The following is a 25,588-nucleotide window of genomic DNA, read 5'->3' as shown; positions in this document are numbered from 1 at the left end:
TCTTTCGTTCGTGACTGCGGGGCTCACTCGCTGCGCTCGTTCACTCCTCGCACTCACCTCAGGCCTCCACCAGGTAGGAGAAGACGCTCTCCAGGGACTCGTCGGACGGCACCAGCTGACGCACCCGGATGCCCTTCTGCAGGGCGATCCGGGGCAGCGCCCGGGTGAAGGCGCCGTAGTCGCCGGCGCGCACGGTCAGGCCGGTACGGTCCAGCTCGACACCGCTCACCGACGCCTCGGCGATCAGCGCGACGGCAAGCGCCCGATCGTCGGTGGAACGCACCGCGAAGACGTGCGGCCGGTTGGTCATGAGCCGACGGATGGTCCGGAAGTCGCCGGAGGCGGCCAATCGACCCGCCACCATCACCTGCACCGTGCCGGAGACCTGCTCGACCTCCTCCAGGATGTGCGAGCTGAACAGGATCGTCCGCCCGGAGTCGCCCAGCTTGTGCAGCAGCTCCATCATGTGTAGCCGCTGGCGCGGGTCCATCCCGTTGAACGGCTCGTCGAGCAGCAGCACCTGCGGGTCGTGCACCAGCGCGGCGGCCACCCGGGCACGCTGGCGCATGCCCTTGGAGTACGTGCCGATCCGGCGGTCCTGCGCCGACTCCAGCTCCACCAGGTCGATGGCCCGTCGGGCCGCCGCCGCCGGATCGGCCAGCCGGTGCAGCTTGGCGCTGGCGAGCACGAACTCGTACGCGGTGAGGAAGCTCTGCACCGCCTCCCGCTCGCTGACCAGGCCCAGCCGACGGTAGACGTCGGGGTTGCGCCAGGTCGGCTCGTCGTCGAGGGTCACCGTGCCCCGTGACGGGGAGAGGAATCCGGCCATCATGTGCAGCAGCGTGGTCTTGCCGGCGCCGTTCGGGCCGAGCAGACCGGTCACCCCGGGGCCGAGGGTCATGCTGATGTCGTTGACGGCCACCACGTTGCCGTACCACCGGGACACCCCGGTCAGGCTCAGCGTGCTGCTCATCAGGAGGCGACCTTCCGGTAGCGGGCCAGCAGGAGGGCGGTCGCGCCGGCGACCAGCAGCACCGCGACCAGGGCGTAGACCGGACCGAACCCACCGATCGACGGGCCGCCCTGGTTGTCGGGGACCAGCAGGTCACCGAGCGACCAGATGCCCACCCCCTGCACCAGGGTGGAGGGCGAGGCCAGCCCCGCCAGCTCGTTCGCCGCACGGGACGGCAGGATGCTCAGCACGCCCACGATCGGGGTGGTCATCAGGAAGACCGCGACCACGCCACCGGCGGCGAACGCGCGCTTGCCGGTCATGGACGCGACCAGCAAACCGACCGAGGCGAAGACCACCGCCCACAACCCGGCGTAGAGCAGCCCGGGGAGCAGGTCGAGCAGCTCGTTCCAGACGCCACGCAGCCCGTCCTTGGTGGTGAACGCGGCACCGAGGAACATCACCAGTTGCGGCCCACCGAGCAGCAGCCAGAGGCCGGTGACCAGCGCCAGCAACTTGGCGAGCGCGTAGTCGGCGCGCGGCAGCGGGCGGGAGAAGTACAGCGGCAGCACACCACTGCGCAGGTCCCGGGAGACCAGCTCCGGCGCGGCCACCGCGACGAAGAACAGGACCAGCCAGCTCATCGCGTCGGCGAACTGGGCGTACGTGGCGACCGGCTCACCGAGCTGGCTGCGTACGGCGGCCAGGGCCACCGCGACCAGGGTGACGATGCCGATCACCAACCACGGGAAGATCTTGGCCTTGGCGCTGCGGCCGAACCCGAAGATCGCGCGCAGCCCGTGCAGGTAGAGCGCGCCGAAGACGTGCCGGCGGCCCAGTCGGGGACCCTCGTAGCGCTGATAGCCGATGTCGTGGATGACGCCGGTGGGCGTGGACCGCACGGCGGATGACAGCTCAGGCATGGGTGAGCTCCCTCGTGGCGAAGAGTTCGGCCACCCGGTGCCGGCGCTGGTCCAGCCGGTGCAGCGGCAGGTCCAGTTCGGCGACCGCGCCGAGGATCAGGTCGTAGGTACTGTCATCGGCGAGCGGTACGAGCAGCAGTCGGCCGTCGCGCGCCACCGGCAGGTCGAGCGCGGCGAGTCGGGCGGCCAGCTCCTCGGTGCCCTCGCTGACCTCCACGGCCAGCACGTCGGTGGCCGTGGTCATCGCGGAGATGTGGTCCGCGCGCAGCAGGCGCCCGCCGTCGATGGCGATCAGCGTGTCGCAGATGCGCTCCACCTCACCCAGCAGATGCGAGCACACCAGGACGGAGATGCCGAACTCGGTGCCGATCCGGTGCACAAGCGCCAGCATGGCGTCCCGCCCGGCCGGGTCCAGACCGTTTGTCGGCTCGTCCAGCAGCAGCAGGTCGGGGTCGTGCACCAGCGCCTGGGCCAGCTTGACCCGCTGCTTCATGCCCGTGGAGTAGCCGCCGACCGGCCGGTAGCGCTCCTCGTAGAGCCCGACGTGGCGCAGCGCCTCGGAGGCGCGCTCGCGGGCCACGGTGCGTGGCAGGCCGCTCATCCGACCGAGGTGGGTGACCAGCTCGGCGGCGGACAGGTCCGGTGGGAGGCAGTCGTGCTCGGGCATGTAGCCGACGCGGGCACGAACCGCCGCCGATTCGGTGGTCGGGTCGATGCCGAGCACCGAGACCTGACCACTGGTCGGGGCGATCAGGCCGAGCAGGATCTTGATCAAGGTGGATTTTCCGGCGCCATTCGCCCCCACCAGGCCGATGATCCCGGGCTCGACGGCGACGGTGAGGTCGGTGAGCGCGGTGACCCGACCTCCGTACGTCTTGGTGAGCGACTGGGTCGCGATCAGTGTCACAGGGCCAGCGTAGGGAGTCGATGCCCCCGGTCGACACCGGCGCGCCCCCGGAGCTCCCCTGATCCTCGCCGCGGCACACCCCTAGGGTCTCCGCACGTTTGCGCCGGTCCCGCGTTCGGTCAGACCCCGCCGCCGGAAAGTCCACTCCGGGGTGGCACGATTCACTTCCCGTTCACCGGGCAGTGTTCCGGGGGATATTCGACCGCCGACGCGGGAAGGATCGTGATGGTCGAGGTTGGCGTCCCCAAGGTGAGTGTCGTGGTGCCCGCGTACAACTGCGGACCCCACATCGAGAAGCTGGTGTCGTCGCTGCTGCGGCAGTCACTGCCGTCCGACGAGTTCGAGGCGATCTTCGTCGACGACGGATCCACCGACGACACAGGTGAGCGGCTGGACCGGCTCGCCGCCCAGCATCCGCACATCCACGTTGTGCACATCGAGAACTCGGGCTGGCCGTCGCGCCCGCGCAACCTCGGCATCGAGCGCGCCCGCGGCGAGTACGTCTTCTTCGCCGACGACGACGACTGGTTCGCCGACCAGGCGCTGGAGCGGCTCTACGACTGTGCGAAGACGTACGACGCGGATCTCGTGATCGGCAAGATGGCCGGGCACGGACGCGGCGTACCCCGGGAGCTGTTCCGCAAGAACCGCTTCGACGCCACGCTGGAAAACGCCCCGCTGATCGACAGCCTGACCTGCCACAAGTTGTTCCGCCGTTCCTTCCTCAACGAGCACGGGCTGCGGTTCCCGGAGGGCGGCAAGCGGCGGCTGGAGGACCATTCGCTGGTCGTGCGGGCCTACTTCGCGTCCCGCCGCACCTGCGTACTGTCCGACTACACCTGCTACCACCACGCGCAGCGGGCCGATGCCCGCAACGTGACCGCCGCGCGGCTGGAGCCGTCGAGCTACTTCGCGAGCGTGCGCGACGCGCTGGACGTCGTCGACGCGCACACCGAGCCAGGGCCGCTGCGCGACCGGCTGCACCGGCGGTGGCTGCGCAACGAGATGATCAACCGGCTGCGCGGCAAGCGGCTGTTGGACGCTCCCGAGGACTGGGTGGACCAGGTCGCCGGCGAGGTCCAGAAGATCATTCAGGAGCGGTTCGCCCCCGGGGTCGCCGCAGGCCTGCCGCCGTTGCAGCGGGCCGTGGCCTACCTGGTCGAGCGGGGCCGGGTCGAGGACCTTCGGCGGTTGGCCCGCTGGGAGGCGGGCATCGCCGGGCACGGCAGGATCGACGCGCTCGAGCCGGAAGAGCACGCCGTCACGGTGAGCGTGGCCGCCGAACTGCGCTCCGCGAACCACCCGATCGGCTTCCGCGCCGACGACGGGCGCGACGTGCTCGTACTCCCGGTCGACGAGATCTCGCCCGACGTGCTCGACTCCACCACGCAGGTCCGTAAGGCTCGTCTGGACGTGGTCGCCCGCCGCCGGGAGACCGGCGACGAGATCTTCCTGCCGGTGACGTTCCAGATCGAGCGGGTCGCCGGCCCGGGCGGCGCGGAGACGGTCCACCTGGTGCACCGCGCCACCACCACGATCGATTTCCGGACTCTCAACGGTGGCCGCACGCGGGGCAGTTGGCTCCTCAAGGCACGGATCACCAACGCCGGATGGACCGAGGACGCGCGACTGCCGCTGCTCTTCATCTGCCCGGCCGACGGCGCGGCTCCGCGTATCCGTGACGAGCGGAAGGTCTGGAACTGGCTGCGCTCGGCGGTGGGTCGCCGGGTACGACGCTGACTCGACCGCTCGGGTCGTGGAGTGGCGGCCTCGACCGATCGACCGTCGGCTGCGAAACTGTGTGCCGGTCAGCGAGTGGGGGGTGTGGATGAGCAACGGCTGGGTGCTGCCCGACGAGGTGCTCCGGGACGCGCCGGCGTACACGCCGCGTCCCGGTGAGCTGGCGGATCTGGAGCTGCTGCTGACCGGCGCGTACGCCCCCCTGACCGGCTTCATGACCCGCGCCGACCTGGTGTCGGTGAGTCGACGCGGCCGGCTGGCCGACGGCACGCCGTGGCAGGTTCCGGTGACCCTGCAGGTGCCGGCCGCGCTGGCGCAGGGCTTCGACCCGCGCGACGAGGCCCGTCGGGCTCTGGTGCTGACCGACGGGGAGGGCGCCCCGGCGGCCGCCCTCGACGTGGCGGACGTCTGGCAGGTGCGCGAGGGCGTCGCGGGCCTGGGCGGTGCCCTCCGTCGGCTCGGCGACGGCACGCACGGCCCCTTCCAACGGCTGCGCCGCAGCCCCGAGGAGGTCCGGGCGCTGCTGCCCCCGGGGCGGGTGCTCGGGGTCATCGCCGACCGTCCGCTGCACCGGCCGCAGCTCGCCCAGATCGCACACGCCGCCCGTACCCTCGCCGCCCACCTGCTGGTGATGATTCCGATCGGCGAGGGCGGTGTGGGCGGCCTCGCCCCGGAGGCGCTGGTACGCACGATCTTCGCCGCCCGGGACCGGATGCCTCCGGCCACCCTGGTCGGGGTGCCGCTGTCGCACCGCCGGGACGAGATCAGCGACGCTCTGCTGCGGGCCCGGGTGTCCGCCGCGTACGGGGTCACCCACCTGCTCTCCACCGGGGAGATGCTTTCCGGCGCGGGTCTGCGGGTGCTGGTGCCCCGCGAGCTGGCGTACGACAACCGCGACGGGCAGTGGCGCTGGCGGGAGGACATTCCGCCGCGTAACCGTCGCCTCGCGCTGACCCATGACGAGATCGACGACCTGCTCGACCGCGGCTTCCCGCTGCCCGAGTGGCACACCCCGCCGGCCGTGGCGAAGGAACTGGCCCGGGCCCGGCCGCCGCGCCGGCACCGGGGGGTCGTGGTGTTCCTGACCGGCCTCTCCGGCTCCGGCAAGTCCACTGTCGCGCGGAGTCTGGCCGACGCGTTGCGGGAGAACGGCGACCGGACGGTGACCCTCCTCGACGGCGACGTGGTTCGCCGAGAGCTCTCCGCCGGGCTCAGTTTCAGCAAGGCCGACCGGGATCTCAACGTCCGCCGGATCGGCTGGGTGGCGGCCGAGATCGCCCGGCATCACGGTGTGGGCATCTGTTGCCCGATCGCCCCGTACGCCGCGGCCCGCGCCACGGCACGGGAGATGGCCCTGGCCGCCGGGGCGGGCTTCGTGCTGGTGCACGTCGCGACTCCGCTCGAGGTGTGCGAGCAGCGGGACCGCAAGGGCCTGTACGCGCGAGCCCGTGCCGGTCTGCTGACCGGCATGACCGGCATCGACGACCCGTACGAGGAGCCGACGGACGCGGACCTGGTGCTGGACACCACCCATGTGAGCGTCGCGGAGGCGGTGCAGGCCGTCCTCGACCACCTGACCGAGACCGGCTGGGTGGAGTTGAAGATCCAGTCCGCCTGAGTCGACGCACCACCCTTTTCTTCCGCCGCTGCCGGGTACGCGCTAGTGTTCATCTTTGTTGGAACACGTTCGACCACGTGAGAGTACGTGGACCCCTGGGAGGCACGGCGGATGCTCGCTCGACAGCGGCAGTCGGCCATCCTGGATCGGGTCCGAGCCTCTGGCGGTGTCCGGGTGACCGACCTGGCCACCGAGTTCGGCGTCTCCGACATGACCATCCGCCGCGATCTGGAGACGCTGCACGAGCGCGGCCTGCTGGCCAAGGTGCACGGCGGGGCGACCGCGTCCGGTCCCGGCTCGACCGACGAGCCGGGCTTTCACGCCAAGTCCGTCCGACAACTGCCGGAGAAGGCCGCCATCGCGGACCGGGCGGCGCTGCTGGTCCGGCCCGGCGCGGCGGTCGCTCTCTCCGCCGGCACCACCACCGCCGAACTGGCCCGCCGACTGGTGGACGTCCCGGGCCTGACCGTGGTGACCAACTCGCTGCCGGTGGCCGAGATCCTGCACGCCGGGGGTCGGCCCGACCAGGCGGTGGTGCTCACCGGCGGTGTGCGGACGCCGTCGGACGCGCTGGTCGGCCCGCTCGCGGTGGCCGCCGTCCGGCGGCTGCACCTCGACCTGCTCTTCCTCGGCGTGCACGGCATCACCGAGCGCGCCGGCTTCACCACACCCAACCTGATGGAAGCCGAGATCGACAGGGCGTTGGTCGCCGCAGCCGACCAACTGGTGGTGCTCGCCGACCACACGAAGTGGGGCACGGTCGGCATCTCCTCGATCGTCGAGCTGGCGGCAGCCCAGGTACTGGTCAGCGACGAGGCGTTGCCTCCGCCCGCGCGACGGGTACTCGGCGAACAGGTGGGCCAATTGATCATGGTTAAGGCGACGAGGGCGGGCCGCGCGACGCGCACGCCGACGAGTGAGGGGACGGCGCCGTGAAGCGCACCGCGATCGACCTGGCCGACGGCCGGGAGCTGATCTACTTCGACGAGGACGACGCCGCCGTCCGCGACCAGCCGGACCGCCGCGACCTGCCGCCGCCGCCACCCGCGTCGCAACTGCGCTACGACCCGCTGGCCGACGAGTGGGTGGCGGTCGCCGTGCACCGGCAGACCCGTACCTTCCTGCCGCCCGCCAACGAGTGCCCGCTCGACCCGTCCGTGGGCGACCGACTGACCGAGATCCCCGCGCCGGACTACGACGTGGTGGTCTTCGAGAACCGGTTCCCCTCGCTGAGCGGCCGGGTCGCCGACGAGCCCGGCGAGATCACCCCGTTCACGCCGGTCCGGCCGGGCGTGGGTCGGTGCGAGGTGGTCTGCTTCACCTCCGACCACAACGCCTCCTTCGCCAGCCTCCCGCCGCGTCGCGTCCGCACGGTCCTGGACGCGCTCGCCGACCGGACCGAGGTGCTCGGCGAACTGCCCGGGGTGGAGCAGGTGTTCTGCTTCGAGAACCGGGGCGTCGAGATCGGCGTGACGCTGCACCACCCGCACGGGCAGATCTACGCGTACCCCTTCGTGACGCCGCGCACCCGGGCGTTGCTGGCGGCGGCCCGCCGGCACGCCGAGCGGACCGGTGGCAACCTGTACGCGGACGTGTTGGCCGCCGAGCGCGCGGCCGGCGACCGGGTCGTCACCGAGAACGAGCACTGGACGGCGTTCGTGCCGGCGGCGGCCCGCTGGCCGTTCGAGGTGCACGTCGCGCCGCGGCGCGTGGTGCCGGACATCCCGGCGCTCACCGACGGCGAGCGGGACGCCTTCGGGCCGCTCTACCTGGATCTGCTGCGCCGCTTCGACGGGCTGTTCGACATGCCGATGCCCTACATCGCGGCGTGGCACCAGGCGCCGGTGCGGATCGACCGCGAGCTGGGTCACCTGCACCTTCAGCTGTTCAGCATCCGGCGCGCCAAGGACAAGCTGAAGTACCTGGCCGGCTCCGAGTCGGGGATGGGCGTCTTCATCAACGACATCGCCCCCGAACGCGCCGCCGAACTGCTCCGCGCCGCCTGACCGGTCCGCCGGGGCTTCCGCGCGTCGGCCGGCTGGTCGAGCGTGGGGGCTGGGAAACAGGGCGCGGGGGGCCCGGGACAGGGCCCCCCGCAGGGAAGGGACGGCTGGCTGTGCTCGACACAGCCGGGAAGGCTGGCTGATCGGCACGCACACCGCGGTCGACCTCGGTCAACCTTCTGGACGCGACTGGCATCTCGTCCACCCTGGTCAACGAGACGTGCCGGGCCGGGGTGACGCCGCAGGCGTGTCGCCCGCCGGACACAGCGGAGCCCGCCGGCGGGTGCCGACGGGCTCCGGTGCTGGTGCTGTCGAATCAGGCGGAGAGCCGGCGGGCCAGGTTCTCGTCGAGCGCGTTCATGAACTCGTCGGTGCTCAGCCACGGGGCGTCGCGCGAGATGAGCAGCGCGAGGTCCTTGGTCATTTGGCCACCCTCGACGGTGTCGACGATGACCTGCTCCAGGGTGTTGGCGAACTCGGTGACCGCCGGCGTGCCGTCCAGCTTGCCCCGGTGGGCCAGGCCCCGGGTCCAGGCGTAGATCGACGCGATCGGGTTGGTCGAGGTCTTCTCGCCCTTCTGGTACTGCCGGTAGTGCCGGGTGACCGTGCCGTGCGCGGCCTCGGCCTCGACGGTACGGCCGTCCGGGGAGAGCAGCACCGAGGTCATCAGACCCAGCGAGCCGAACCCCTGCGCGACGGTGTCGGACTGCACGTCACCGTCGTAGTTCTTGCAGGCCCAGACGTACCCGCCCTCCCACTTGAGCGCGGCGGCGACCATGTCGTCGATGAGCCGGTGCTCGTAGGTCAGGCCGGCAGCGTCGAACTCGGCCTTGAACTCGGCCTCGAACACCTCGGCGAAGATGTCCTTGAACCGGCCGTCGTACGCCTTGAGGATGGTGTTCTTGGTCGACATGTAGACCGGGTAGTTGCGGTCCAGGCCGTACCGGAACGAGGCCCGGGCGAAGTCCCGGATCGACTCGTCGTAGTTGTACATGCCCATGGCGATGCCGCCGCCGGGGAAGTTGGCGACCTCCATCTCCATCGGCTCGCCGCCATCGGCCGGGGTGTAGGTGATGGTCACCGTGCCCGGGCCGGGGACGACGAAGTCGGTGGCCTTGTACTGGTCACCGTGGGCGTGCCGGCCGATGATGATCGGCTTGGTCCAGCCGGGGACCAGCCGCGGCACGTTGGACATGATGATCGGCTCACGGAAGACGACGCCGCCGAGGATGTTGCGGATGGTGCCGTTGGGCGACCGCCACATCTTCTTCAGGCCGAACTCCTCGACCCGGGCCTCGTCCGGGGTGATGGTGGCGCACTTGACGCCGACGCCGTGCTCCTTGATGGCGTTGGCGGCGTCAATGGTGACCTGGTCGTCGGTCTCGTCGCGGTACTGGATCGACAGGTCGTAGTAGTGCAGGTCGACGTCGAGGTAGGGCAGGATCAGCTGCCCCCGGATCTGCTTCCAGATGATCCGGGTCATCTCGTCGCCGTCGAGCTCCACGACCGGGTTGTTTACCTTGATCTTCGCCATCGGCCGGCGCTCCTCTCGGGGGACACGTGCTCAAGCAGTACGAGCGTACTGCAATTGGGCCGGCAGCCCCCAGCCGGCCTCTGCCGACCGGTGAAACCGGGCTGCACGACACAGCAGTTCCCTGACACCATCGCGCGATGCCACTGAGCCGCACCTTCGGGTCTATCACGGTCACGGCGCTCACCGACGGCGAGGGCGGCTTCTTCCAGCCCCGCGACGAGGCGTTTCCGCACGCCACAGCCGCGCAGTGGGCGGAGGCCGACCGCCGCGACCCCACCTCGGTCACCTCGGACGGGCAGTGGTGGCTGCCGTTCCGGAGCTTCGCGATCCGCTCCGGCGACGGGCCGGTGACCCTGGTCGACGCCGGGATCGGCCCGGCCGGCGCACCCGCCGCGAGTTGGGCGCCGGTACCCGGCCGGCTACCCGCCGAACTGACCGCCGCCGGCATCGATCCCGCCGACGTCGACACGGTCGTGCTGACCCACCTGCACAGCGACCACATCGGCTGGGCGGTCACCGGCACGCCCGGCAGGCCGTACTTCCCGAACGCGAGCTACCTGCTCCAGCGCGCCGAGGTGGACGCGGCCCGGGCGCTCAACCCGGGCCTACCGGCCGGCCTGATCGCGCCGTTGCGCGCCGCCGGCCAGCTCCGGGTGGTCGACGGCGAGGCAGACCTCACCCCGGCGGTACGACTGCTGTCCACTCCTGGCCACACCCCCGGCCACCAGTCGGTGCTCCTGACGGTGGCCGACGAGCGCCTGCTGCTCACCGGCGACCTCCTAGTGCACGCCGTACAACTCGTCGACCCCACCCTGGCGTACGCCCACGAGGAGGACCCCGACGAAGCAAGAGCCTCCCGCCTAACCACCCTGCACACCCACTCCCCCACCCTGCTGGCCACCCCCCACCTAGGCACCCCCTTCACCCCCCCGCCTACCCCACCTCCCCCCGGACCGCCCCCACCTCCCCCCGGACCGCCCCCGCCTCCCCCCGGACCGCCCCCGCCTCGCTCCCGTCGATCATGAAGTTATTGCCTCCGCACCCGGCGTGTCCGAGCAATAACTTCATGATCGACGCGTGTATCGGGGTGCGGGGCCGGGCGGGGGGGTGGAGTGTGGGAAGGGCGCGCCGGCTTGGCCGGCGCGCCCTTCGTTCGTCTCGCTGGGGTACTACATGCTGGAGATGTCGCCCTGCTTCGCGCGGACGGCCTCGGCCGCCTCGAGGAGGCTGGCGCGCTCGTCGGCGTCCAGGTCCGTCTCGACGACCCGACGGACGCCCTCGGCGCCGATCTCGGCCTCGACGCCCAGGTAGACGCCGGAGATGCCGTACTCGCCGTCGACCCAGGCGCAGACCGGCATGACGTCGCCGGAGTCCTCGGCCACGGCCTTCGCCATCCGAGCGGCGGCGGCGGACGGGGCGTAGTACGCCGAACCGGTCTTGAGCAGCGCGACGACCTCGGCGCCGCCGTTGCGGGTCTTGACGACCAGCTCCTCGATCTGCTCGGCCGGCATGGCGTCACGCAGCGGCTTGCCGTTGACGGTGCTCTTCGACGGCACCGGAACCATGGTGTCGCCGTGCGAGCCGAGGGTCAGCGTGCGTACGGACGCCACGGGCACGTTCAGCGCCTCGGCGACGAAGTTGCTGAACCGGGCGGTGTCGAGCATGCCGGCCTGGCCGAGCACCCGGTTCTTGGGGAACTGGGTGGCGATCTGCGCCAGGGCGGTCATCTCGTCCAGCGGGTTGGAGACGACGATGACGACGGCGCTCGGGGCGTACTTGGCGACGTTCTCGGCGACCTGACGGACGATCTTGGCGTTGGTCTCCAGCAGGTCCATCCGGCTCATGCCCGGCTTGCGGGGCAGGCCAGCGGTGATGACGACGACGTCGGAGCCCTCGATGGCCTCGTAGCCCTCACCGTTCGGGCCGGTGGTCACGCCGAGCACCTTGGTCTCGAAGCCCTCGATGGCCCGGGACTGGTTGAGGTCGAGCGCGAGGCCCGCCGGCTTGCCCTCCACGATGTCGGTGATCACGACGGTGTCGAAGACGTCGTACTCGGCCAGGCGCTGTGCGGTGGTGGAGCCGTAGAAGCCAGCCCCGACGACAGTGACCTTCTTACCCATGGTCGTCCCACTCCCTGATACCAGTCGGTTTTCCGGACCGTATCAGTCATCCTGGCACCGAACGGGCCAGGGGCGGCGGCCATCGCCGGGATGGGGCGAACGTCACCGGCGTCACCGGCGCACGGATCAGCCGCGCTCGGCGCGCTCCACCACGTTCGTCAGCAGCATGGCGCGGGTCATCGGGCCGACACCGCCGGGCATCGGGACGAGCGCGCCGGCCGTCTCCGCCACCTCCGGGTCGACGTCCCCGGTGTAGCGGCCCTTGCCGTCGGGGCCGATCACCCGGGTGATGCCGACATCCACGACCACCGCACCCGGGTTGATCATGTCGGGAGTGAGCAGACCCGGTACGCCGGCAGCGACGATGACGATGTCGGCGGCGCGCGTGTGCGAGGCGAGGTCCAGGGTGCCGGTGTGGCACAGGGTGACCGTCGCGTTCTCGCTGCGACGGGTCAGCAGCAGGCCAAGCGGACGGCCGACGGTGTTGCCCCGGCCAACGACCGCTACGGTGGCGCCGCGCAGCGCGACGTCGTGGCGGCGGAGCAGCTCGACGATGCCGCGCGGGGTGCAGGGCAGCGGGCCGTCGTAGCCGAGGACGAGGCGGCCCAGGTTGACCGGATGCAGACCGTCGGCGTCCTTGTCCGGGTCGATCAGCTCCAGCACCCGCTGAGTGTCGAGGTGGGCGGGCAGCGGCAGCTGGACGATGTAGCCGTGGCACGCCGGGTCGGCGTTCAGCTCGGCGATCACGTCGTCGACCTGCTGCTGGGTGGCATCGGCCGGCAGCTCCCGGCGGATCGAGGCGATGCCCACCTCGGCGCAGTCGCGGTGCTTGCCGTTGACGTACGCCTGGCTTCCCGGGTCGGCCCCGACCAGGACCGTGCCGAGACCGGGGGTGATGCCGCGCTCCGCGAGAGCCTTCACCCGTGTCCGCAGCTCGTCCTTGATCTCGCCTGCGGTCGCCTTGCCGTCCAGAAGCGTCGCCGTCACGCCCAGATCGTCTCATGTCCGGTAGCCGGCGATCCCGGGACCTCATTCCGGACGGCCGTCGAGGCCCCGGTCACACCGGAATCGGTAACGAAGAGTGACGTGCATTTCATCACTATGAGTGACGTCGCGTGTATTCGATCACGGCCGAAACGGTCGACGTCCACCCGGGAGGTGGAGAGGGGACGACGCGCCGAAGGGCGATGAATCCATCTCAGCCGAGCACGAAGAGGGCCCGGCGCGTCGACGATTGCGCAGCCCAGCGCCACCTGTCCGGTTTGGGGTAGCACGTCATGCAGGGCGGCGCAAGCAAGGTGTCCTCGGACCGTTACGCGCCCGCAACCGGGCCGTTGTCGACTGCCGGTAGCCGACCTACCGTTGCCGCTTGTTGCGCAGCGTAAACCCAGCGTCGGGCCTGACTGCGCAGCGTGAGGAGATGAGGAGGCTCTATGCGAGTTCGTAGACTCGCCGCCTGGACCGCCCTCCCGCTCGCGGTGACGCTGGGCCTCGCGGCCTGCGGCAGCGGCGGAGACGGTGGATCCGGCGGCAGTGGCACCTCGGCCGTCAGCATCCAGATCGGCGAGCCGAAGCACCTGGTTCCCACCAACACCACCGAGACGTCCGGCGCGCAGGTCCTCACCGGCCTGTTCAGCCCGCTCGTCGACTACGACGCCCAGAACAAGCCGTACGAGGTCGCCGCGCAGTCGATCACCTCGTCCGACAACAAGGTCTGGACGATCAAGCTGAAGGACGGCTTCACCTTCCACAACGGTGAGAAGGTCACGTCCGAGGACTACATCAACGCGTGGAACTACGGCGCGTACGCCCCCAACGGTCAGGACAGCAACTTCTTCTTCGAGAAGATCGCTGGGTACGCCGACCTGCAGGGCAAGGAGCCGAAGGCCAAGGAGCTGTCCGGGCTGAAGAAGGTCGACGACCTGACCTTCGCCGTGACACTCTCCGAGCCGTACATCGACTTCCGCACGATGCTCGGCTACACCGCGTACTACCCGATGCCGGACGCAGCGTTCTCGGCGCCGGGCGTGCTCAAGGACTCCTACGAGCAGGCACCGATCGGGCAGGGCCCCTTCAAGATGAAGGGCACCTGGCAGCACGACAGCAAGATCGACGTCGAGCGTTACGACGCGTACCCGGGTGAGAAGCCCAAGGTCAAGGACATCGAGTTCCGGATCTACCAGCAGCTCACCGCGGCCTACGCGGACGTCCTGGCCGACAACCTGGACGTGCTGCCGACGATCCCGACCGAGAGCCTGAGCACCGCGCCGACCGACCTGGGCGACCGGTACCAGACCAGCCCGATGTCGTCGTTCCAGTTCCTGGCGTTCCCGACGTTCGACAAGGACTACGCCAAGCCGGACGTCCGCAAGGCGATCTCGATGGCGATCGACCGTGACGAGATCACCAAGTCGGTCTTCAAGGGCTCGCAGCAGTCGGCGCGCTCCTTCGTCTCGCCGGTCCTGCCGGGTTACCGGGAGAACACCACGGGCGCGGCGGGCGAGTTCAACCCGACCGAGGCCAAGAAGCTCTACCAGGCCGCCGGCGGCCCGTCCAAGATCGTCATCTCCTACAACGGCGACGGCGGTCACAAGGACTGGGTCGACGCCACGGTCAACCAGCTCAAGGCCAACCTCGGTGTCGACGCCGTCGGTGTCGCGGAGCCGAAGTTCGCCGACCTGCTGACCAAGGTCGAGAAGAAGACGCCGGTGGGCGCGTTCCGCATGGGTTGGGTCATGGACTACCCGAGCATGGAGGACTACCTCGGCCCGCTGTACAGCACGAACGGCTCGTCGAACTACTACGGCTACAGCAACCCGGAGTTCGACAAGCTCGTCAAGGAGGGTTCCGCCGCCAAGACGCAGGGCGAGGCGATCGCCAAGTACCAGCAGGCGGAGGACATCCTGGCCAAGGACATGCCGGTGATCCCGCTCCGCTTCGGCGAGAACGTGTTCGGCCACTCGTCCAAGGTCAAGAACGTGCAGATGGACCTGTTCCAGCGGGTCAACCTCGTCAAGATCGAAGCGGCCAGCTGAGCTGACCAACGGTTGCGGGCCACCCGGGCGACGACGCCCGGGTGGCCCGGACCGCGCTATCCGGCACGGGCCCGCACGCGGGCCCCGGTGTCGGTGGCGCAGGCCTCCCCCGGGCCGGACGGCACGTCTCGGATATTTCGGGTACGACCAGAGATGCCGTCCTGCGACCCTTTCGCATATTTCCGGAGAGACTGCTAAGCATGTTCCGCTACATCTTGCGGCGCCTACTCCAGATGGTCCTGGCGTTCTTCGGGACCACCCTGATCGTCTACGCGCTGATGTTCGCCGGCCAGGGCGACCCCATCCAGGCCCTCGCGGGCGAACGCCCGGTGACGCCGGCCCAACGGGCCTACCTGACGGAGAAGTACCACCTCGACGCGACGGGCGTCGGCGGTTTCTTCTACCGCTACTTCGACTACGTCAAGAGCCTGCTCCAGGGTGACCTCGGCCAGTCCCTTACCGGCCGTCAGATCGGCGACATCCTCCAGGCGGCGTGGCCGGTCACCCTCAAGCTCGCGCTCATCGCGCTCGCCGTGGCGATCATCTTCGGGGTCAGCGCGGGCGTGGTCGCCGGCATCCGCCGAGCCAGCATCTTCGACAACTCGACGCTGGTGCTGACCCTGCTCGTGCTCGGCATCCCGACCATCGTGCTGGCCCCGCTCGCCCAGTACTTCCTGGGCGTCAAGTGGCAGCTCTTCCCGCCCACCGCCGGCTCCCAGCCGACGTTCTACGCGCTGCTGCTGCCGGGCATCGTGCTCGGTTCGCTGTCGCTGGCCACCGCCCTGCGGCTGACCCGTACCTCGGTGGCCGAGAACCTGCGCGCGGACTACGTCCGGACCGCGCGGTCCAAGGGCCTGGTCAAGCGCCGCATCGTCACCGTCCACGTGCTGCGCAACTCGCTCATCCCGGTGGTCACCTTCCTCGGTGTGGAGCTGGGCAACCTGATGAGCGGCGCGATCATCACCGAGGGCGTCTTCAACATCCCCGGCGTGGGCTTCAACCTCTTCCGCGGCATCCGCACCGAGGACGGCCCCCTGGTGGTGGGCATCGTCAGCGTGCTGGTCGTGGTCTACCTGGTCTCGAACCTGGTGGTGGACGTCCTGTACGCCGTACTCGACCCGAGGATCCGCTATGAGTGAGCGCAGCGAACGAATCATCAGCGCAGCGTGCTTGGGCTCTCATGCTGGCATCGAGCGCAGCGAGGTGCCGGCATGAGTGAGCGCAGCGAACGAATCATCAGCGCAGCGTGCCTGGGCTCTCATGCCGGCGCCGAGCGCAGCGAGGTGCCGGCATGAGTGACTTCGAAACGGTGGCGGCCAGCGAGAACCAGGCCGCACGGCGTGGCCCCTCGGGCGAGCCCGGCACACCCAACCAGGTCGGCGCGCCGCACAAGCCGCGCAGCCTGGCCGGTGACGCCTGGCGCGACCTGCGCCGCAACCCGATCTTCTGGATCTCGCTGGCGCTGGTCGTCGTCTTCACCCTGATGGCGCTCGCCCCCGGCGTGTTCACCGCCAACAGCCCGAACGACTGTCTGCTCTCGCGCCAGCACGCCGGGCCGTCCGGCGGGGCCATCTTCGGGTACGACTTCCAGGGCTGCGACACGTACTCCCGGGCGGTCTACGGCACGCGGGCCTCGCTGCTGGTCGGCGCGCTCGCCGCGCTCGGCACCGGCATCATCGCGCTGGTCGTCGGCATGCTGGCCGGGTACTTCGGCCGCTGGGTCGACGCCGTGCTCTCCCGGGTGATCGACGTGGTGCTCGGCATCCCGCTGCTGCTCGCGGCGATCGTCCTGCTCAAGCGGGTGTCCAGCGACAGCGAGAACGCCCGGATCGCCGCGGTGATCTTCGTGCTGGCCATCCTGGGCTGGACCACCGCCGCCCGGGTGGTGCGCTCCTCGGTGATCACCGCCAAGGAGCAGGACTACGTGGCGGCGGCCCGGATGCTCGGTGCCGGCAACGGCCGGATCATGTGGCGGCACATCCTGCCGAACTCGCTGGCCCCCGCCATCGTCGTGCTGACCATCGCGCTCGGGTCGTTCATCGCCGCCGAGGCGACGCTGTCCTTCCTGGGCATCGGCCTGAAGGCCCCGACCATCTCGTGGGGCCAGGACATCGACACCGGCCGGATCCACATGCGGGAGGCGGCGACGCCGCTGATCGTCCCGTCGGCCTTCCTCGCGCTGACCGTGCTGGCGTTCATCATGCTCGGCGACGCGATCCGTGACGCCTTCGACCCGAAGCTGCGGTGACTTCCATGCGAGCGCGAGGAGTGAGCGAAGCGAGCCCCGCAGTCGCGAGCGAAAGGCAGACACAGTCATGACCGTCGAACCCACGCCCGCCTCTGCCACTCCCGAGGGCGGCCACCTGCTGGAGCTGCGGGACCTGCACGTCGAGTTCCGGACCAACGAGGGCGTGGCCCGGGTGATCAACGGCGTGTCGTACCACCTGGACGCCGGGGAGACCCTCGCCGTCCTCGGTGAATCCGGCTCCGGCAAGTCGGTCACCGCACAGGCGATCATGGGCATCCTGGATACCCCGCCCGCGTTCGTCCGCTCCGGCCAGATCCTCTACCGGGGTCAGGACCTGCTCAGCGCCTCCGAGGAGCAGCGCCGGCAGGTCCGTGGCAAGGAGATCGCGATGATCTTCCAGGACGCGCTGTCCGCCCTGAACCCGGTGTTCCCCGTCGGCTGGCAGATCGGCGAGACGCTGCGCCAGCGCTCCGGAATGTCCCGGGGTGACGCCCGCCGCCGCGCCGTCGAGCTGATGGACCTGGTCAAGATCCCCGGCGCCGCCAAGCGGATCGGCGACTACCCGCACCAGTTCTCCGGCGGCATGCGCCAACGCGTCATGATCGCCATGGCACTGGCGCTGGACCCGAAGGTGCTGATCGCCGACGAGCCCACCACCGCGCTCGACGTCACCGTGCAGGCCCAGATCATGGACCTGCTGGCCGACCTGCGCCGGGACCTCAACATGGCCATGATCCTGATCACCCACGACCTGGGCGTGGTCGCCGGTGTCGCGGACCGGATCGCCGTCATGTACGCCGGTCGAATCGTCGAGCACGCCGACGTCCGCTCCCTCTACAAGGCGCCGGCCCACCCGTACACCAAGGGGTTGCTGGAATCGATCCCGCGCCTGGACGTCCGCGGCCAGGAACTGTCGACGATCAAGGGGTTGCCCCCGAACCTGATGCGCATCCCCTCCGGGTGCCCCTTCCACCCCCGGTGCCCGTACGTGCAGCAGGTCTGCGTGGACGTGGTGCCGCACGACCTGGTCCTCGGCGACGGCCGGACCAGCGCTTGCCACTTCGCGCAGGAGGTCCGTGATGACAGCGCCCGCTAGCTCCGCCAAGGTCCGGGGCGAGACCATCCTCTCCGTCGACAACCTGGTGAAGCACTTCCCGATCAGTCAGGGTGTGCTCTTCCAGCGGCAGATCGGCGCCGTCAAGGCCGTCGACGGCGTCAGCTTCGAGCTGCGCCGGGGCGAGACGCTCGGCGTGGTCGGCGAGTCCGGCTGCGGCAAGTCGACCCTCGCCCGGCTGCTGATGCGGCTGGAGACGCCCACGTCCGGGAGTGCCACCCTGGAGGGTAAGGACCTCTTCAAGGCGTCCGGGTCCGAGCTGCGTCGACTGCGCCGCAACATGCAGATGGTCATGCAGGACCCGTACACGTCGCTGAACCCACGGATGACTGTCGGCGACATCATCGGCGAGCCGTTCGAGATCCACCCGGACGCCGCCCCCAAGGGCAGCAAGGCCAAGCGGGTCCAGGAGTTGCTGGACGTCGTCGGGCTGAACCCGGAGCACATCAACAGGTACCCGCACCAGTTCTCCGGCGGTCAGCGTCAGCGCATCGGCATCGCCCGGGCGCTCGCGCTGCGGCCCGAGGTGATCGTCTGCGACGAGCCCGTCTCGGCGCTGGACGTCTCCATCCAGGCCCAGGTGATCAACCTGCTGGAGCAGCTCCAGGACGAGTTCGGGCTGTCGTACATCTTCATCGCCCACGACCTGTCCGTGGTGCGGCACATCGCCGACCGGGTCGCGGTCATGTACCTCGGTCGGATCGTCGAGATCGGCACCGAGGACGAGATCTACGAGCGCGCCACCCACCCGTACACCCAGGCGCTGCTCTCGGCCGTGCCGGTGCCGGACCCGGAGGTACGCGACCAGCGCACCATGATCCGGTTGGTCGGTGACGTGCCGAGCCCGGCCGACCCACCGAGCGGCTGCCACTTCCGCACCCGCTGCTGGAAGGCCCAGGACATCTGCGCCGTCGAGGACCCGCAGACGGTCCCGAGAGCGGCCGACCCGCACCCGTCCGCCTGCCACTTCGCCGAACTACGCTCCCCCACCACAGCCTGACCCCCGCCCCACCGGCCCCCTCCCGCCTCCCGCCGCCCGCCTCCCGCCTCCCGCCTCCCGCCTCCGCCGGTTGATCATGAAGTTGTTGCCCTGCACATCGGCGTGTCAGGGCAATAACTTCATGATCAACCGGTGGGAGGCCGGAGGGCCGGGAGGGCGGGAGGCCGGAGGGCCGGGAAGTCCGGGAGGGCGGGAGGTGGGTGGGTTAGTGGAAGAAGTGGCGGGTTCCCGTTAGGTACATCGTTACGTTGGCCTTCTTGGCCGCTTCGATTACCTCTTCGTCGCGGATCGAGCCGCCGGGCTGCACGATGGCGCGGACGCCGGCGTCGATGAGGATCTGCGGGCCGTCGGCGAACGGGAAGAACGCGTCCGAGGCGGCCACCGATCCGCGGGCCCGGTCGGCGCCGGCTCGGCTGACCGCGAGCTGCGCCGAGTCGACGCGGTTGACCTGACCCATGCCGACGCCGACGGTCGCGCCGTCCCTGGCGAGCAGGATCGCGTTGCTCTTGACCGCGCGGACCGCCCGCCAGGCGAACGCCAGGTCGCGCAGCAGCTCCTCGTCGGCCGCCTCGCCGGTCGCCAACCGCCAGCTCGCCGGGTCGTCGCCGGGGGCGTCCACCCGGTCGGCGACCTGGGTCAGCACGCCACCGGTCACCGGCCGCCACTCCATCTTCGCCGGGGTCCACGCGGGCGCGCGCAGCAGCCGGATGTTCTTCTTGCCCTGCAACACCTCGACCGCACCCTCGTCGAAGCCGGGGGCGACCACCACCTCGGTGAAGATGTCCGCGACCTGCCGGGCCATCTCAACCGAGACCGAGCGGTTGACCGCGATCACACCGCCGAACGCCGACACCGGATCGCAGGCGTGGGCCCGGCGGTGCGCCTCGGCCACGTCCGCGCCCACCGCGATGCCGCACGGGTTGGCGTGCTTGATGATCGCCACGGCCGGCTGGTCGGCGAAGTCGTTCGCGGCCCGCCAGGCGGCGTCCGCGTCGACGTAGTTGTTGTAGGACATCTCCTTGCCGTGCAACTGCTCGGCCTGGGCCAGCCCCGCCGGGGCGTCCGGGTCGGTGTAGAGCGCGGCCGGCTGGTGCGGGTTCTCGCCGTAGCGCAGCACCGTCGACTTGCGCAGCGCCGAACCCGCGAACGCCGGCCAGGAGTCGTCGGCCGGGGCCAGCTCGCGGGCGCACCACTGGGCGACGGCCACGTCGTACTCGGCGATGTCGGCGAACGCGCGGGCGGCGAGCGCGCGACGCTGGGCCAGGGTGAACCCGCCCTCGTCGAGCGCGCCCAGCAGCGCCGGATAGCCGGCCGGGTCGGTGAGCACCGCGACCGAGGCGTGGTTCTTGGCGGCGGCCCGCACCATGGCCGGACCACCGATGTCGATCTGCTCCACGCACTCCTCGACGCCCGCGCCGGAGGCGACGGTCGCCTGGAACGGGTAGAGGTTGGAGACCAGCAGGTCGAACGCGGCCACGCCCAGCTCGTCGAGCTGTGCCACGTGGGTGTCCTTGCGCAGGTCGGCGAGGAGGCCCGCGTGCACCTTCGGGTGCAGGGTCTTCACCCGGCCGTCGAGCACCTCGGGGAACCCGGTCACCGTCTCCACGGGCGTCACCGGAACCCCGGCGGCGGCGATCGTGCCCGCCGTGCTGCCCGTGGACACGATCTCCACACCGGCCGCGTGCAGGGCCTGGGCCAGCTCGACCAACCCGGTCTTGTCGTAGACGCTGACCAGCGCCCGCCGAATCGGGCGACGCCCGTCCTGAGTGGAACTCACGGAACCGTGACCTTCCTTCCGGTGATGGTCCAGCCTTCGCGGACCAGACGGCCGACCTGCTCGACGAGCTGGCGGCGCTCGGCTTCCTTGATGCGCTCGGTGAGGGTGTCCACGTCGTCGTCGTCGAGCACCGGCACCGCGACCTGCGCCACGATCGGCCCGGTGTCCATGCCGGCGTCGACGAAGAAGAGGGTGGCACCGGTGAGCTTCACGCCGTACGCGAGGGCGTCGCGCGGGCCATGGATGCCGGGGAACGCCGGCAACAAAGTGTTGTGGGTGTTCAGGTAGCGGTCGCCGAAGGCGGCGAGGAAATGCGGACCGACGAGCTTGAGGAAACCGGCGGAGATCACCAGGTCCGGTTGGTGCTTGGCGACGTGCGCGGTGAGCGCGCGGTCCCAGGCCTCCCGGCTGTCGTGGTCACGGACCCGCTCGACGAACGTCGGCACCCCGGCAGCCTCGGCCCGGTCCAGGCCCGCGATGTCGTCGCGGTCCGCGCCGACCGCCACCACCTGGGCGCCGTACGCGGGGTCGGCAGCGGCGTCCAGTAGGGCCTGGAGGTTGCTCCCGGAGCCGGAGATGAGGACGACGATGCGGGCGGCGGACGCGGGCTCGGTCACCGCAACACCCTATCGGGCAGGTCAGGAAGGCCCTTCGGCCGGGCGGCGCGCCGAATCCGTGACAGTGCTGGCGAGCATCGACCCGGTACGCTGCCGGTCGCCCGGGCTGGACACCGTGCCGGTCCGTACACCCCTGTCAGCGATCCGGCACGCCGACCGTGCCGTTGGAATGAGGAGCACCCCCATGCACCCCGGCGCCCACCCCCAGCAGCAGCCGCCGATCAACAACAACATGACGATGTCGATCGTCGCCATCTTCCTGTTCTGGCCCCTCGCCATCCCGGCGATCATCAACGCGTCGAAGGTCAACCCGCTCCTGCAGCAGGGTGACTATGCCGGTGCCCAGGCCGCCGCGGCGGAGTCGCGCAAGTGGTCGAAGTGGGCCCTCATCGTCGGCATCGCGTGGCTTGTCATCGTGCTGCTGTGCTGTGCATTGGGTGGTCTGGGCGCGATCATGAGTGGGAACAGCAGCAGCAACTGACGGAACCAGTCCAAGGAGTTCTCTCGAATGCAGCCCGGTAATCCCGGTCAGGACCCGTACGGCCAGCAGCCCAACGACCCGACCGCACCCCAGCCGCCGCACGACCCGTACGCCCCGCCGCCGGCCGCCCCGTACGGCCAGCAGCCCACCTCGGGCCAGCCGTACGGCCAGCAGCCGCAGGACCCGTACGGCGCACCCCAGGCCCCGTACGGGCAGCAGCCGCAGGCGCCGTACGGCCAGCAGCAGCCCTACGGCGCTCCGACGTACCCGAACGCCGGGTACCCGCAGGCCCAGGGGCAGAACAACACCCTCGGCCTGGTGTCGATGATCCTCGGCATCGCGTCGATCCCGCTGGTCTGCTGCCTCTACCTGGGCATCCCGGTGGGCATCGCGGGCGTGGTGACCGGTTACCTCGCCAAGCAGAAGGTCGCCCAGGGCCAGGCCAGCAACGCCGGTCAGGCCAAGGCCGGTCTGATCTGCGGCGCGGTCGGCGTCGGCCTGGGCATCCTGCTGTTCATCGTGGGCATCATCGGAAACGTGAACCTGCCGACCGAGCCCTGATCGGCAACCCACCCTGTCGGGGCGCTCCGGATTCCTCCGGGGCGCCCCGCCCCGTCCGCGCCCCCGCCCCGCCCCCCTGCCCCTGCTTCCGGGCGGTTGATCATGAAGTTATCGCCCCTCGCCACGGCGTGTCGTGACAACAACTTCATGATCAACCAGGGCGGGGGTGGGTGGGGTGGGTGGGGTGGGGTGGGCAGGGGGGTTAGGGGGTGGGGCGTGGTGGGGGTGGTGCTCCGGGGGTGCGGGCCAGCACGCGGGTTGCGGCGGCACCGAGTAGCGCGCCGACCGCGACGACGCCGGTCGCCACCGCGCCAACCTGCCAGGCCACCGGCCCGAGCTGGGCCAGCCGGCCCCCGCCGAGCGGCCCGCCGGAGGCCGCGGCGGCGACGCCGAGCAGCACGCCGGCCACCGGGCCCGCCAGCGCCGCCGGCACCAACAACTCCGCCCAGCGCCGGGGGGCGCGCTCCGGCCCGGCGACGCGGGCCAGCCGGCGGGCGAGCAGCCAGCCGGCGACCATCCCGGCCAGCACCGGCACCGCGAGCAGCAGGGCACCGAGGCCGTCCACCGGGCCACGCGGCAGGCCGGCGAGCAGGGGTACGGCCGGCAGCGCGCCGACGGACACCTCACTGGTACGCACAGCCGTGTCGACGCCGACCGCGAAACCCGGCCCGAGCAGATAACTGGTCGACCAGACGGCCGCGTTCGGCGCGTACGCCATGCTGACCAGGGTTATTCCGGCCTGCCCGGCCACCCCCGTCCGGTACGCGCCGATCATGTCCGCCGCGTCGCCACCGCCGGTGGCCACGGCCAGGCCGGCCGCGCCGGCGCCCGCGCCGAGCAGCAGGAGCGCGGCCACCAGACCGGTGCGTACGCCGTCGCGCAGCGGGCCGGGTATCCGGGTGACGAGCAGTCGGGTGACGGCGGTGATCCGGATCGCGCCGACCAGCGCGCCGAGCGTGCCGAAGATCGCGAACGTGACCGCCGCGCGCACCGGGGACACCTGTGGCCCGTACGCGCGGATCAGCACGGCGGCGAGGGCGCCGAGCAGCGCGTACGCCAGACCGACCGATCCGGCCGCGACGAGCGCTCGGCGCGGTGAACGGCTGTCGCGGGCGCCGATCGCGCGGCTCACGTGCACACCGGCCCGGGTCAGTCGCCAGAGCGCGAGCACGGTCAACGCCAGCGGGGCGAGCCCGAACGAGCCGGCTTCGGTGTGCAGCGGCACGCCGTGCCCCACCAGCCAACCGGCCAGCGCGGTACGCAGGGTGCCGCCCAGCGTGGTCGAGTCCGCACCGAGCTGGACCAGGCCGAGAACGATCGCCACCGGCAGGTAGGAGGTGAGCGCGGCCCCGCCGGCGGCCACCCCGGCGGCGACGGGCAACGGCGCCCGTCCACGCGGCGACGCACCGGGGCGGGGCGCGGGCACCCGTCGGCGCGGCGCGGCGCGGTCGACCGGCCGGTCGTCGGCGCGTACGCCGCCGGTACGGCTGGGACGGTCAGGGGTGACGGGGGACATCCGCTCTACTCTGGCACGTCGCGCGGACGGTGGCAGTCCGATAACCCGCCCCGGAGGGCGGCGAGTTGGGCGAACCGGGTTCCGGACGCCCCGGTCGGGTCTAGCCTCGGCCCAGAGGGGGGTGGCCGTCGCAACCCTCGGGTCACACCCACCGGTCGCGACCCGGGGCCGTCCGCCGCCCATGACCGCCCGGAGGCATTCGTGACGACCGCATACCCGCCGCCCCCACCACCGCCTGCCAGGGGCCGGGACCGCACCACGCTCTGGGGCGTGCTGGGCATCGTCCTCGGCCTGATCTGTTGCGGCATCCTCGGCATCATCTTCGGCTACCTGTCACTGCGCGACGCGCGGCGCAACGGTCAGTCGCCGGTACTCGGCTACCTCGCCATCGCGTTCGGCGTGATCAACATCATCGGTGGGTCGATTCTGCGCCTCACCGGCAACTACCCCTTCTGGAACAACGACTGAGCCGAGCGACCGTACGACGAAGGCCGACCGTACGACGAAGGGGCCGACCGGTTCCGGTCGACCCCTTCGCTGTTGCCCTGCCGGCTCAGTTGCCGGACATGATCTCCCGCATCAGCTTCGCGGTCTCGGTCGGCGTCTTGCCGACCTTGACGCCGACGGCTTCGAGCGCCGCCTGCTTCGCCTCGGCGGTGCCGGCCGAGCCGGAGATGATCGCGCCCGCGTGGCCCATGGTCTTGCCGGGGGGCGCGGTGAAGCCGGCGATGTAGCCCACCACCGGCTTGGTGACGTTGGCCTTGATGAACTCGGCGGCCCGCTCCTCGGCGTCGCCGCCGATCTCACCGATCATCACGATGGCGTCGGTCTCCGGGTCGGCCTCGAACGCCTTGAGGGCGTCGATGTGCGTGGTACCGATGATCGGGTCGCCACCGATGCCGACGCAGGTGGAGAAGCCGATGTCGCGCAGCTCGTACATCATCTGGTAGGTCAGCGTGCCGCTCTTGCTGACCAGGCCGATCCGGCCGGAGCCGGTGATGTCGGCCGGGATGATGCCGGCGTTGGAGGCGCCCGGCGAAGCGATGCCCGGGCAGTTCGGCCCGATGATGCGGGTCTGCTCGCCCTGCGCGAGGTTGTACGCCCAGAACGCGGCCGTGTCGTGCACCGGCACGCCCTCGGTGATCACCACGGCCAGCGGAATCGCGGCGTCGATCGCCTCGACCACGGCGGCCTTGGTGAACTGCGGCGGTACGAAGATGACGGTGACGTCGGCCCCGGTCTCGGCCATGGCGTCCGCCACGGACGCGAAGACCGGCAGCTCGGTGCCGTCGAAGTCGACCTTCTGGCCCGCCTTGCGCGGGTTGACGCCGCCCACCACGTTGGTGCCGGCGGCGAGCATCCGCCGGGTGTGCTTGGAGCCCTCGGAGCCGGTCATCCCCTGGACGATGACCTTCGAGTCCTTGGTCAGCCAGATAGCCATG

Annotated in this window: 23 protein-coding genes; 13 read left to right on the top strand and 10 right to left on the bottom strand. The window is 70.7% G+C overall.

All coding sequences use genetic code 11. The annotated features are described in order from the left end of the window. Positions 1 to 58: 58 nt before the first annotated feature. The 3 genes from ABZV06_RS10305 to ABZV06_RS10295 are packed head-to-tail and all read right to left on the bottom strand — an operon-like array spanning position 59 to position 2,782. Positions 59 to 973 carry an ABC transporter ATP-binding protein gene (locus tag ABZV06_RS10305; protein ID WP_355620260.1) on the bottom strand — a complete coding sequence of 305 codons (915 nt, stop codon included), beginning with the start codon at positions 971 to 973 and terminating at the stop codon, positions 59 to 61. After that, positions 973 to 1,875 (bottom strand): ABC transporter permease, encoded by a 903-nt coding sequence (locus tag ABZV06_RS10300; RefSeq protein ID WP_355248522.1) that lies wholly within the window; start codon positions 1,873 to 1,875, stop codon positions 973 to 975. The genes ABZV06_RS10305 and ABZV06_RS10300 overlap by 1 nt, the downstream gene beginning before the upstream one ends. Beyond that, entirely contained in the window at positions 1,868 to 2,782 is a 915-nt protein-coding gene (locus ABZV06_RS10295; protein WP_355248525.1) for an ABC transporter ATP-binding protein, read from the bottom strand. The genes ABZV06_RS10300 and ABZV06_RS10295 overlap by 8 nt, the downstream gene beginning before the upstream one ends. Before the next feature lie 225 nt (positions 2,783 to 3,007). Between ABZV06_RS10295 and ABZV06_RS10290 the strand changes: the two genes are divergently transcribed. From ABZV06_RS10290 to galT, 4 genes are all read left to right on the top strand, one after another. Further along, positions 3,008 to 4,522, top strand: coding sequence for a glycosyltransferase (locus ABZV06_RS10290; protein ID WP_355620258.1), 1,515 nt, complete (start codon positions 3,008 to 3,010; stop codon positions 4,520 to 4,522). 88 nt (positions 4,523 to 4,610) lie between these two features. Further along, positions 4,611 to 6,140: an adenylyl-sulfate kinase gene (gene cysC, locus ABZV06_RS10285; RefSeq protein WP_355620255.1), complete on the top strand. Its 1,530-nt coding sequence runs from the start codon at positions 4,611 to 4,613 to the stop codon at positions 6,138 to 6,140. A gap of 111 nt (positions 6,141 to 6,251) precedes the next feature. Next, positions 6,252 to 7,076, top strand: a complete 825-nt coding sequence (locus ABZV06_RS10280) for a DeoR/GlpR family DNA-binding transcription regulator (protein WP_355620252.1) — start codon at positions 6,252 to 6,254, stop codon at positions 7,074 to 7,076. Further along, complete coding sequence (gene galT / locus ABZV06_RS10275; RefSeq protein ID WP_355248536.1) at positions 7,073 to 8,146, top strand: galactose-1-phosphate uridylyltransferase; 1,074 nt, start codon at positions 7,073 to 7,075, stop codon at positions 8,144 to 8,146. The genes ABZV06_RS10280 and galT overlap by 4 nt, the downstream gene beginning before the upstream one ends. Positions 8,147 to 8,459: 313 nt before the next feature. Here galT and ABZV06_RS10270 read toward each other — a convergent pair whose 3' ends face one another. Further along, positions 8,460 to 9,677 (bottom strand): NADP-dependent isocitrate dehydrogenase, encoded by a 1,218-nt coding sequence (locus ABZV06_RS10270; protein WP_355620249.1) that lies wholly within the window; start codon positions 9,675 to 9,677, stop codon positions 8,460 to 8,462. A gap of 137 nt (positions 9,678 to 9,814) precedes the next feature. Here ABZV06_RS10270 and ABZV06_RS10265 point away from each other — a divergent pair, with 137 nt between their 5' ends. Then, positions 9,815 to 10,702 carry an MBL fold metallo-hydrolase gene (locus tag ABZV06_RS10265; protein WP_355620246.1) on the top strand — a complete coding sequence of 296 codons (888 nt, stop codon included), beginning with the start codon at positions 9,815 to 9,817 and terminating at the stop codon, positions 10,700 to 10,702. Between the two features lie 144 nt (positions 10,703 to 10,846). Here the strand turns inward: ABZV06_RS10265 and ABZV06_RS10260 are convergent, their stop codons facing one another. Beyond that, positions 10,847 to 11,797 (bottom strand): malate dehydrogenase, encoded by a 951-nt coding sequence (locus ABZV06_RS10260; RefSeq protein ID WP_355247069.1) that lies wholly within the window; start codon positions 11,795 to 11,797, stop codon positions 10,847 to 10,849. A gap of 126 nt (positions 11,798 to 11,923) precedes the next feature. Further along, a complete protein-coding gene (locus tag ABZV06_RS10255; protein WP_355247066.1) occupies positions 11,924 to 12,784 on the bottom strand; it encodes a bifunctional methylenetetrahydrofolate dehydrogenase/methenyltetrahydrofolate cyclohydrolase in 861 nt (286 codons plus the stop codon). 446 nt (positions 12,785 to 13,230) lie between these two features. Between ABZV06_RS10255 and ABZV06_RS10250 the strand changes: the two genes are divergently transcribed. The 5 genes from ABZV06_RS10250 to ABZV06_RS10230 all read left to right on the top strand — a co-directional run bounded on the left by ABZV06_RS10250 (position 13,231) and on the right by ABZV06_RS10230 (position 19,194). Next, the gene (locus ABZV06_RS10250) at positions 13,231 to 14,832 is read left to right on the top strand and encodes an ABC transporter substrate-binding protein (protein WP_355620243.1); all 1,602 of its coding nucleotides are present in this window, start codon (positions 13,231 to 13,233) and stop codon (positions 14,830 to 14,832) included. 200 nt (positions 14,833 to 15,032) lie between these two features. Further along, complete coding sequence (locus tag ABZV06_RS10245) at positions 15,033 to 15,971, top strand: ABC transporter permease (protein ID WP_355247061.1); 939 nt, start codon at positions 15,033 to 15,035, stop codon at positions 15,969 to 15,971. Positions 15,972 to 16,123: 152 nt separating this feature from the next. Continuing rightward, positions 16,124 to 17,080, top strand: a complete 957-nt coding sequence (locus tag ABZV06_RS10240; RefSeq protein ID WP_355247058.1) for an ABC transporter permease — start codon at positions 16,124 to 16,126, stop codon at positions 17,078 to 17,080. Between the two features lie 67 nt (positions 17,081 to 17,147). Continuing rightward, entirely contained in the window at positions 17,148 to 18,176 is a 1,029-nt protein-coding gene (locus tag ABZV06_RS10235) for an ABC transporter ATP-binding protein (RefSeq protein ID WP_355247055.1), read from the top strand. Further along, positions 18,160 to 19,194, top strand: a complete 1,035-nt coding sequence (locus ABZV06_RS10230) for a dipeptide ABC transporter ATP-binding protein (protein WP_355620241.1) — start codon at positions 18,160 to 18,162, stop codon at positions 19,192 to 19,194. The genes ABZV06_RS10235 and ABZV06_RS10230 overlap by 17 nt, the downstream gene beginning before the upstream one ends. Before the next feature lie 205 nt (positions 19,195 to 19,399). On the opposite strand, the gene purH is transcribed toward ABZV06_RS10230, so the two are convergent. After that, on the bottom strand, positions 19,400 to 20,971 hold the full coding sequence (gene purH / locus ABZV06_RS10225; protein ID WP_355620238.1) for a bifunctional phosphoribosylaminoimidazolecarboxamide formyltransferase/IMP cyclohydrolase: 1,572 nt from the start codon (positions 20,969 to 20,971) through the stop codon (positions 19,400 to 19,402). Next, complete coding sequence (purN, locus tag ABZV06_RS10220) at positions 20,968 to 21,588, bottom strand: phosphoribosylglycinamide formyltransferase (RefSeq protein ID WP_355247047.1); 621 nt, start codon at positions 21,586 to 21,588, stop codon at positions 20,968 to 20,970. The genes purH and purN overlap by 4 nt, the downstream gene beginning before the upstream one ends. A 184-nt stretch (positions 21,589 to 21,772) precedes the next feature. Here purN and ABZV06_RS10215 point away from each other — a divergent pair, with 184 nt between their 5' ends. Together ABZV06_RS10215 and ABZV06_RS10210 are read left to right on the top strand one after the other, a co-directional pair. Continuing rightward, entirely contained in the window at positions 21,773 to 22,069 is a 297-nt protein-coding gene (locus tag ABZV06_RS10215) for a CD225/dispanin family protein (protein WP_355247045.1), read from the top strand. 27 nt (positions 22,070 to 22,096) lie between these two features. Beyond that, entirely contained in the window at positions 22,097 to 22,630 is a 534-nt protein-coding gene (locus ABZV06_RS10210) for a DUF4190 domain-containing protein (RefSeq protein WP_355247042.1), read from the top strand. 202 nt (positions 22,631 to 22,832) lie between these two features. Here ABZV06_RS10210 and ABZV06_RS10205 read toward each other — a convergent pair whose 3' ends face one another. Next, a complete protein-coding gene (locus ABZV06_RS10205) occupies positions 22,833 to 24,146 on the bottom strand; it encodes a DUF6350 family protein (protein WP_355247039.1) in 1,314 nt (437 codons plus the stop codon). A gap of 201 nt (positions 24,147 to 24,347) precedes the next feature. On the opposite strand from ABZV06_RS10205, the gene ABZV06_RS10200 reads away from it, so the two are divergent. Then, entirely contained in the window at positions 24,348 to 24,614 is a 267-nt protein-coding gene (locus ABZV06_RS10200; RefSeq protein WP_355247036.1) for a DUF4190 domain-containing protein, read from the top strand. Positions 24,615 to 24,699: 85 nt separating this feature from the next. On the opposite strand, the gene sucD is transcribed toward ABZV06_RS10200, so the two are convergent. Further along, entirely contained in the window at positions 24,700 to 25,587 is an 888-nt protein-coding gene (gene sucD, locus ABZV06_RS10195) for a succinate--CoA ligase subunit alpha (protein ID WP_355247033.1), read from the bottom strand. Position 25,588: the final 1 nt, after the last annotated feature.

Source organism: Micromonospora sp. NPDC005172 (genome assembly GCF_040608555.1).
Classification (GTDB): Bacteria; Actinomycetota; Actinomycetes; order Mycobacteriales; family Micromonosporaceae; genus Micromonospora.
This window is presented reverse-complemented; position numbering and strand designations above follow the sequence as displayed.

Coding starts and splice junctions, on each gene's coding strand:
- ABZV06_RS10205 (WP_355247039.1), bottom strand. CDS start 24,146: ATGTCCCCCGTCACCCCTGACCGTCCCAGCCGTACCGGCGGCGTACGC.
- ABZV06_RS10290 (WP_355620258.1), top strand. CDS start 3,008: ATGGTCGAGGTTGGCGTCCCCAAGGTGAGTGTCGTGGTGCCCGCGTAC.
- ABZV06_RS10260 (WP_355247069.1), bottom strand. CDS start 11,797: ATGGGTAAGAAGGTCACTGTCGTCGGGGCTGGCTTCTACGGCTCCACC.
- ABZV06_RS10270 (WP_355620249.1), bottom strand. CDS start 9,677: ATGGCGAAGATCAAGGTAAACAACCCGGTCGTGGAGCTCGACGGCGAC.
- ABZV06_RS10245 (WP_355247061.1), top strand. CDS start 15,033: ATGTTCCGCTACATCTTGCGGCGCCTACTCCAGATGGTCCTGGCGTTC.
- ABZV06_RS10240 (WP_355247058.1), top strand. CDS start 16,124: ATGAGTGACTTCGAAACGGTGGCGGCCAGCGAGAACCAGGCCGCACGG.
- sucD (WP_355247033.1), bottom strand. CDS start 25,587: ATGGCTATCTGGCTGACCAAGGACTCGAAGGTCATCGTCCAGGGGATG.
- ABZV06_RS10210 (WP_355247042.1), top strand. CDS start 22,097: ATGCAGCCCGGTAATCCCGGTCAGGACCCGTACGGCCAGCAGCCCAAC.
- cysC (WP_355620255.1), top strand. CDS start 4,611: ATGAGCAACGGCTGGGTGCTGCCCGACGAGGTGCTCCGGGACGCGCCG.
- ABZV06_RS10235 (WP_355247055.1), top strand. CDS start 17,148: ATGACCGTCGAACCCACGCCCGCCTCTGCCACTCCCGAGGGCGGCCAC.
- ABZV06_RS10280 (WP_355620252.1), top strand. CDS start 6,252: ATGCTCGCTCGACAGCGGCAGTCGGCCATCCTGGATCGGGTCCGAGCC.
- ABZV06_RS10265 (WP_355620246.1), top strand. CDS start 9,815: ATGCCACTGAGCCGCACCTTCGGGTCTATCACGGTCACGGCGCTCACC.
- ABZV06_RS10305 (WP_355620260.1), bottom strand. CDS start 973: ATGAGCAGCACGCTGAGCCTGACCGGGGTGTCCCGGTGGTACGGCAAC.
- ABZV06_RS10215 (WP_355247045.1), top strand. CDS start 21,773: ATGCACCCCGGCGCCCACCCCCAGCAGCAGCCGCCGATCAACAACAAC.
- ABZV06_RS10300 (WP_355248522.1), bottom strand. CDS start 1,875: ATGCCTGAGCTGTCATCCGCCGTGCGGTCCACGCCCACCGGCGTCATC.
- ABZV06_RS10230 (WP_355620241.1), top strand. CDS start 18,160: ATGACAGCGCCCGCTAGCTCCGCCAAGGTCCGGGGCGAGACCATCCTC.
- ABZV06_RS10250 (WP_355620243.1), top strand. CDS start 13,231: ATGCGAGTTCGTAGACTCGCCGCCTGGACCGCCCTCCCGCTCGCGGTG.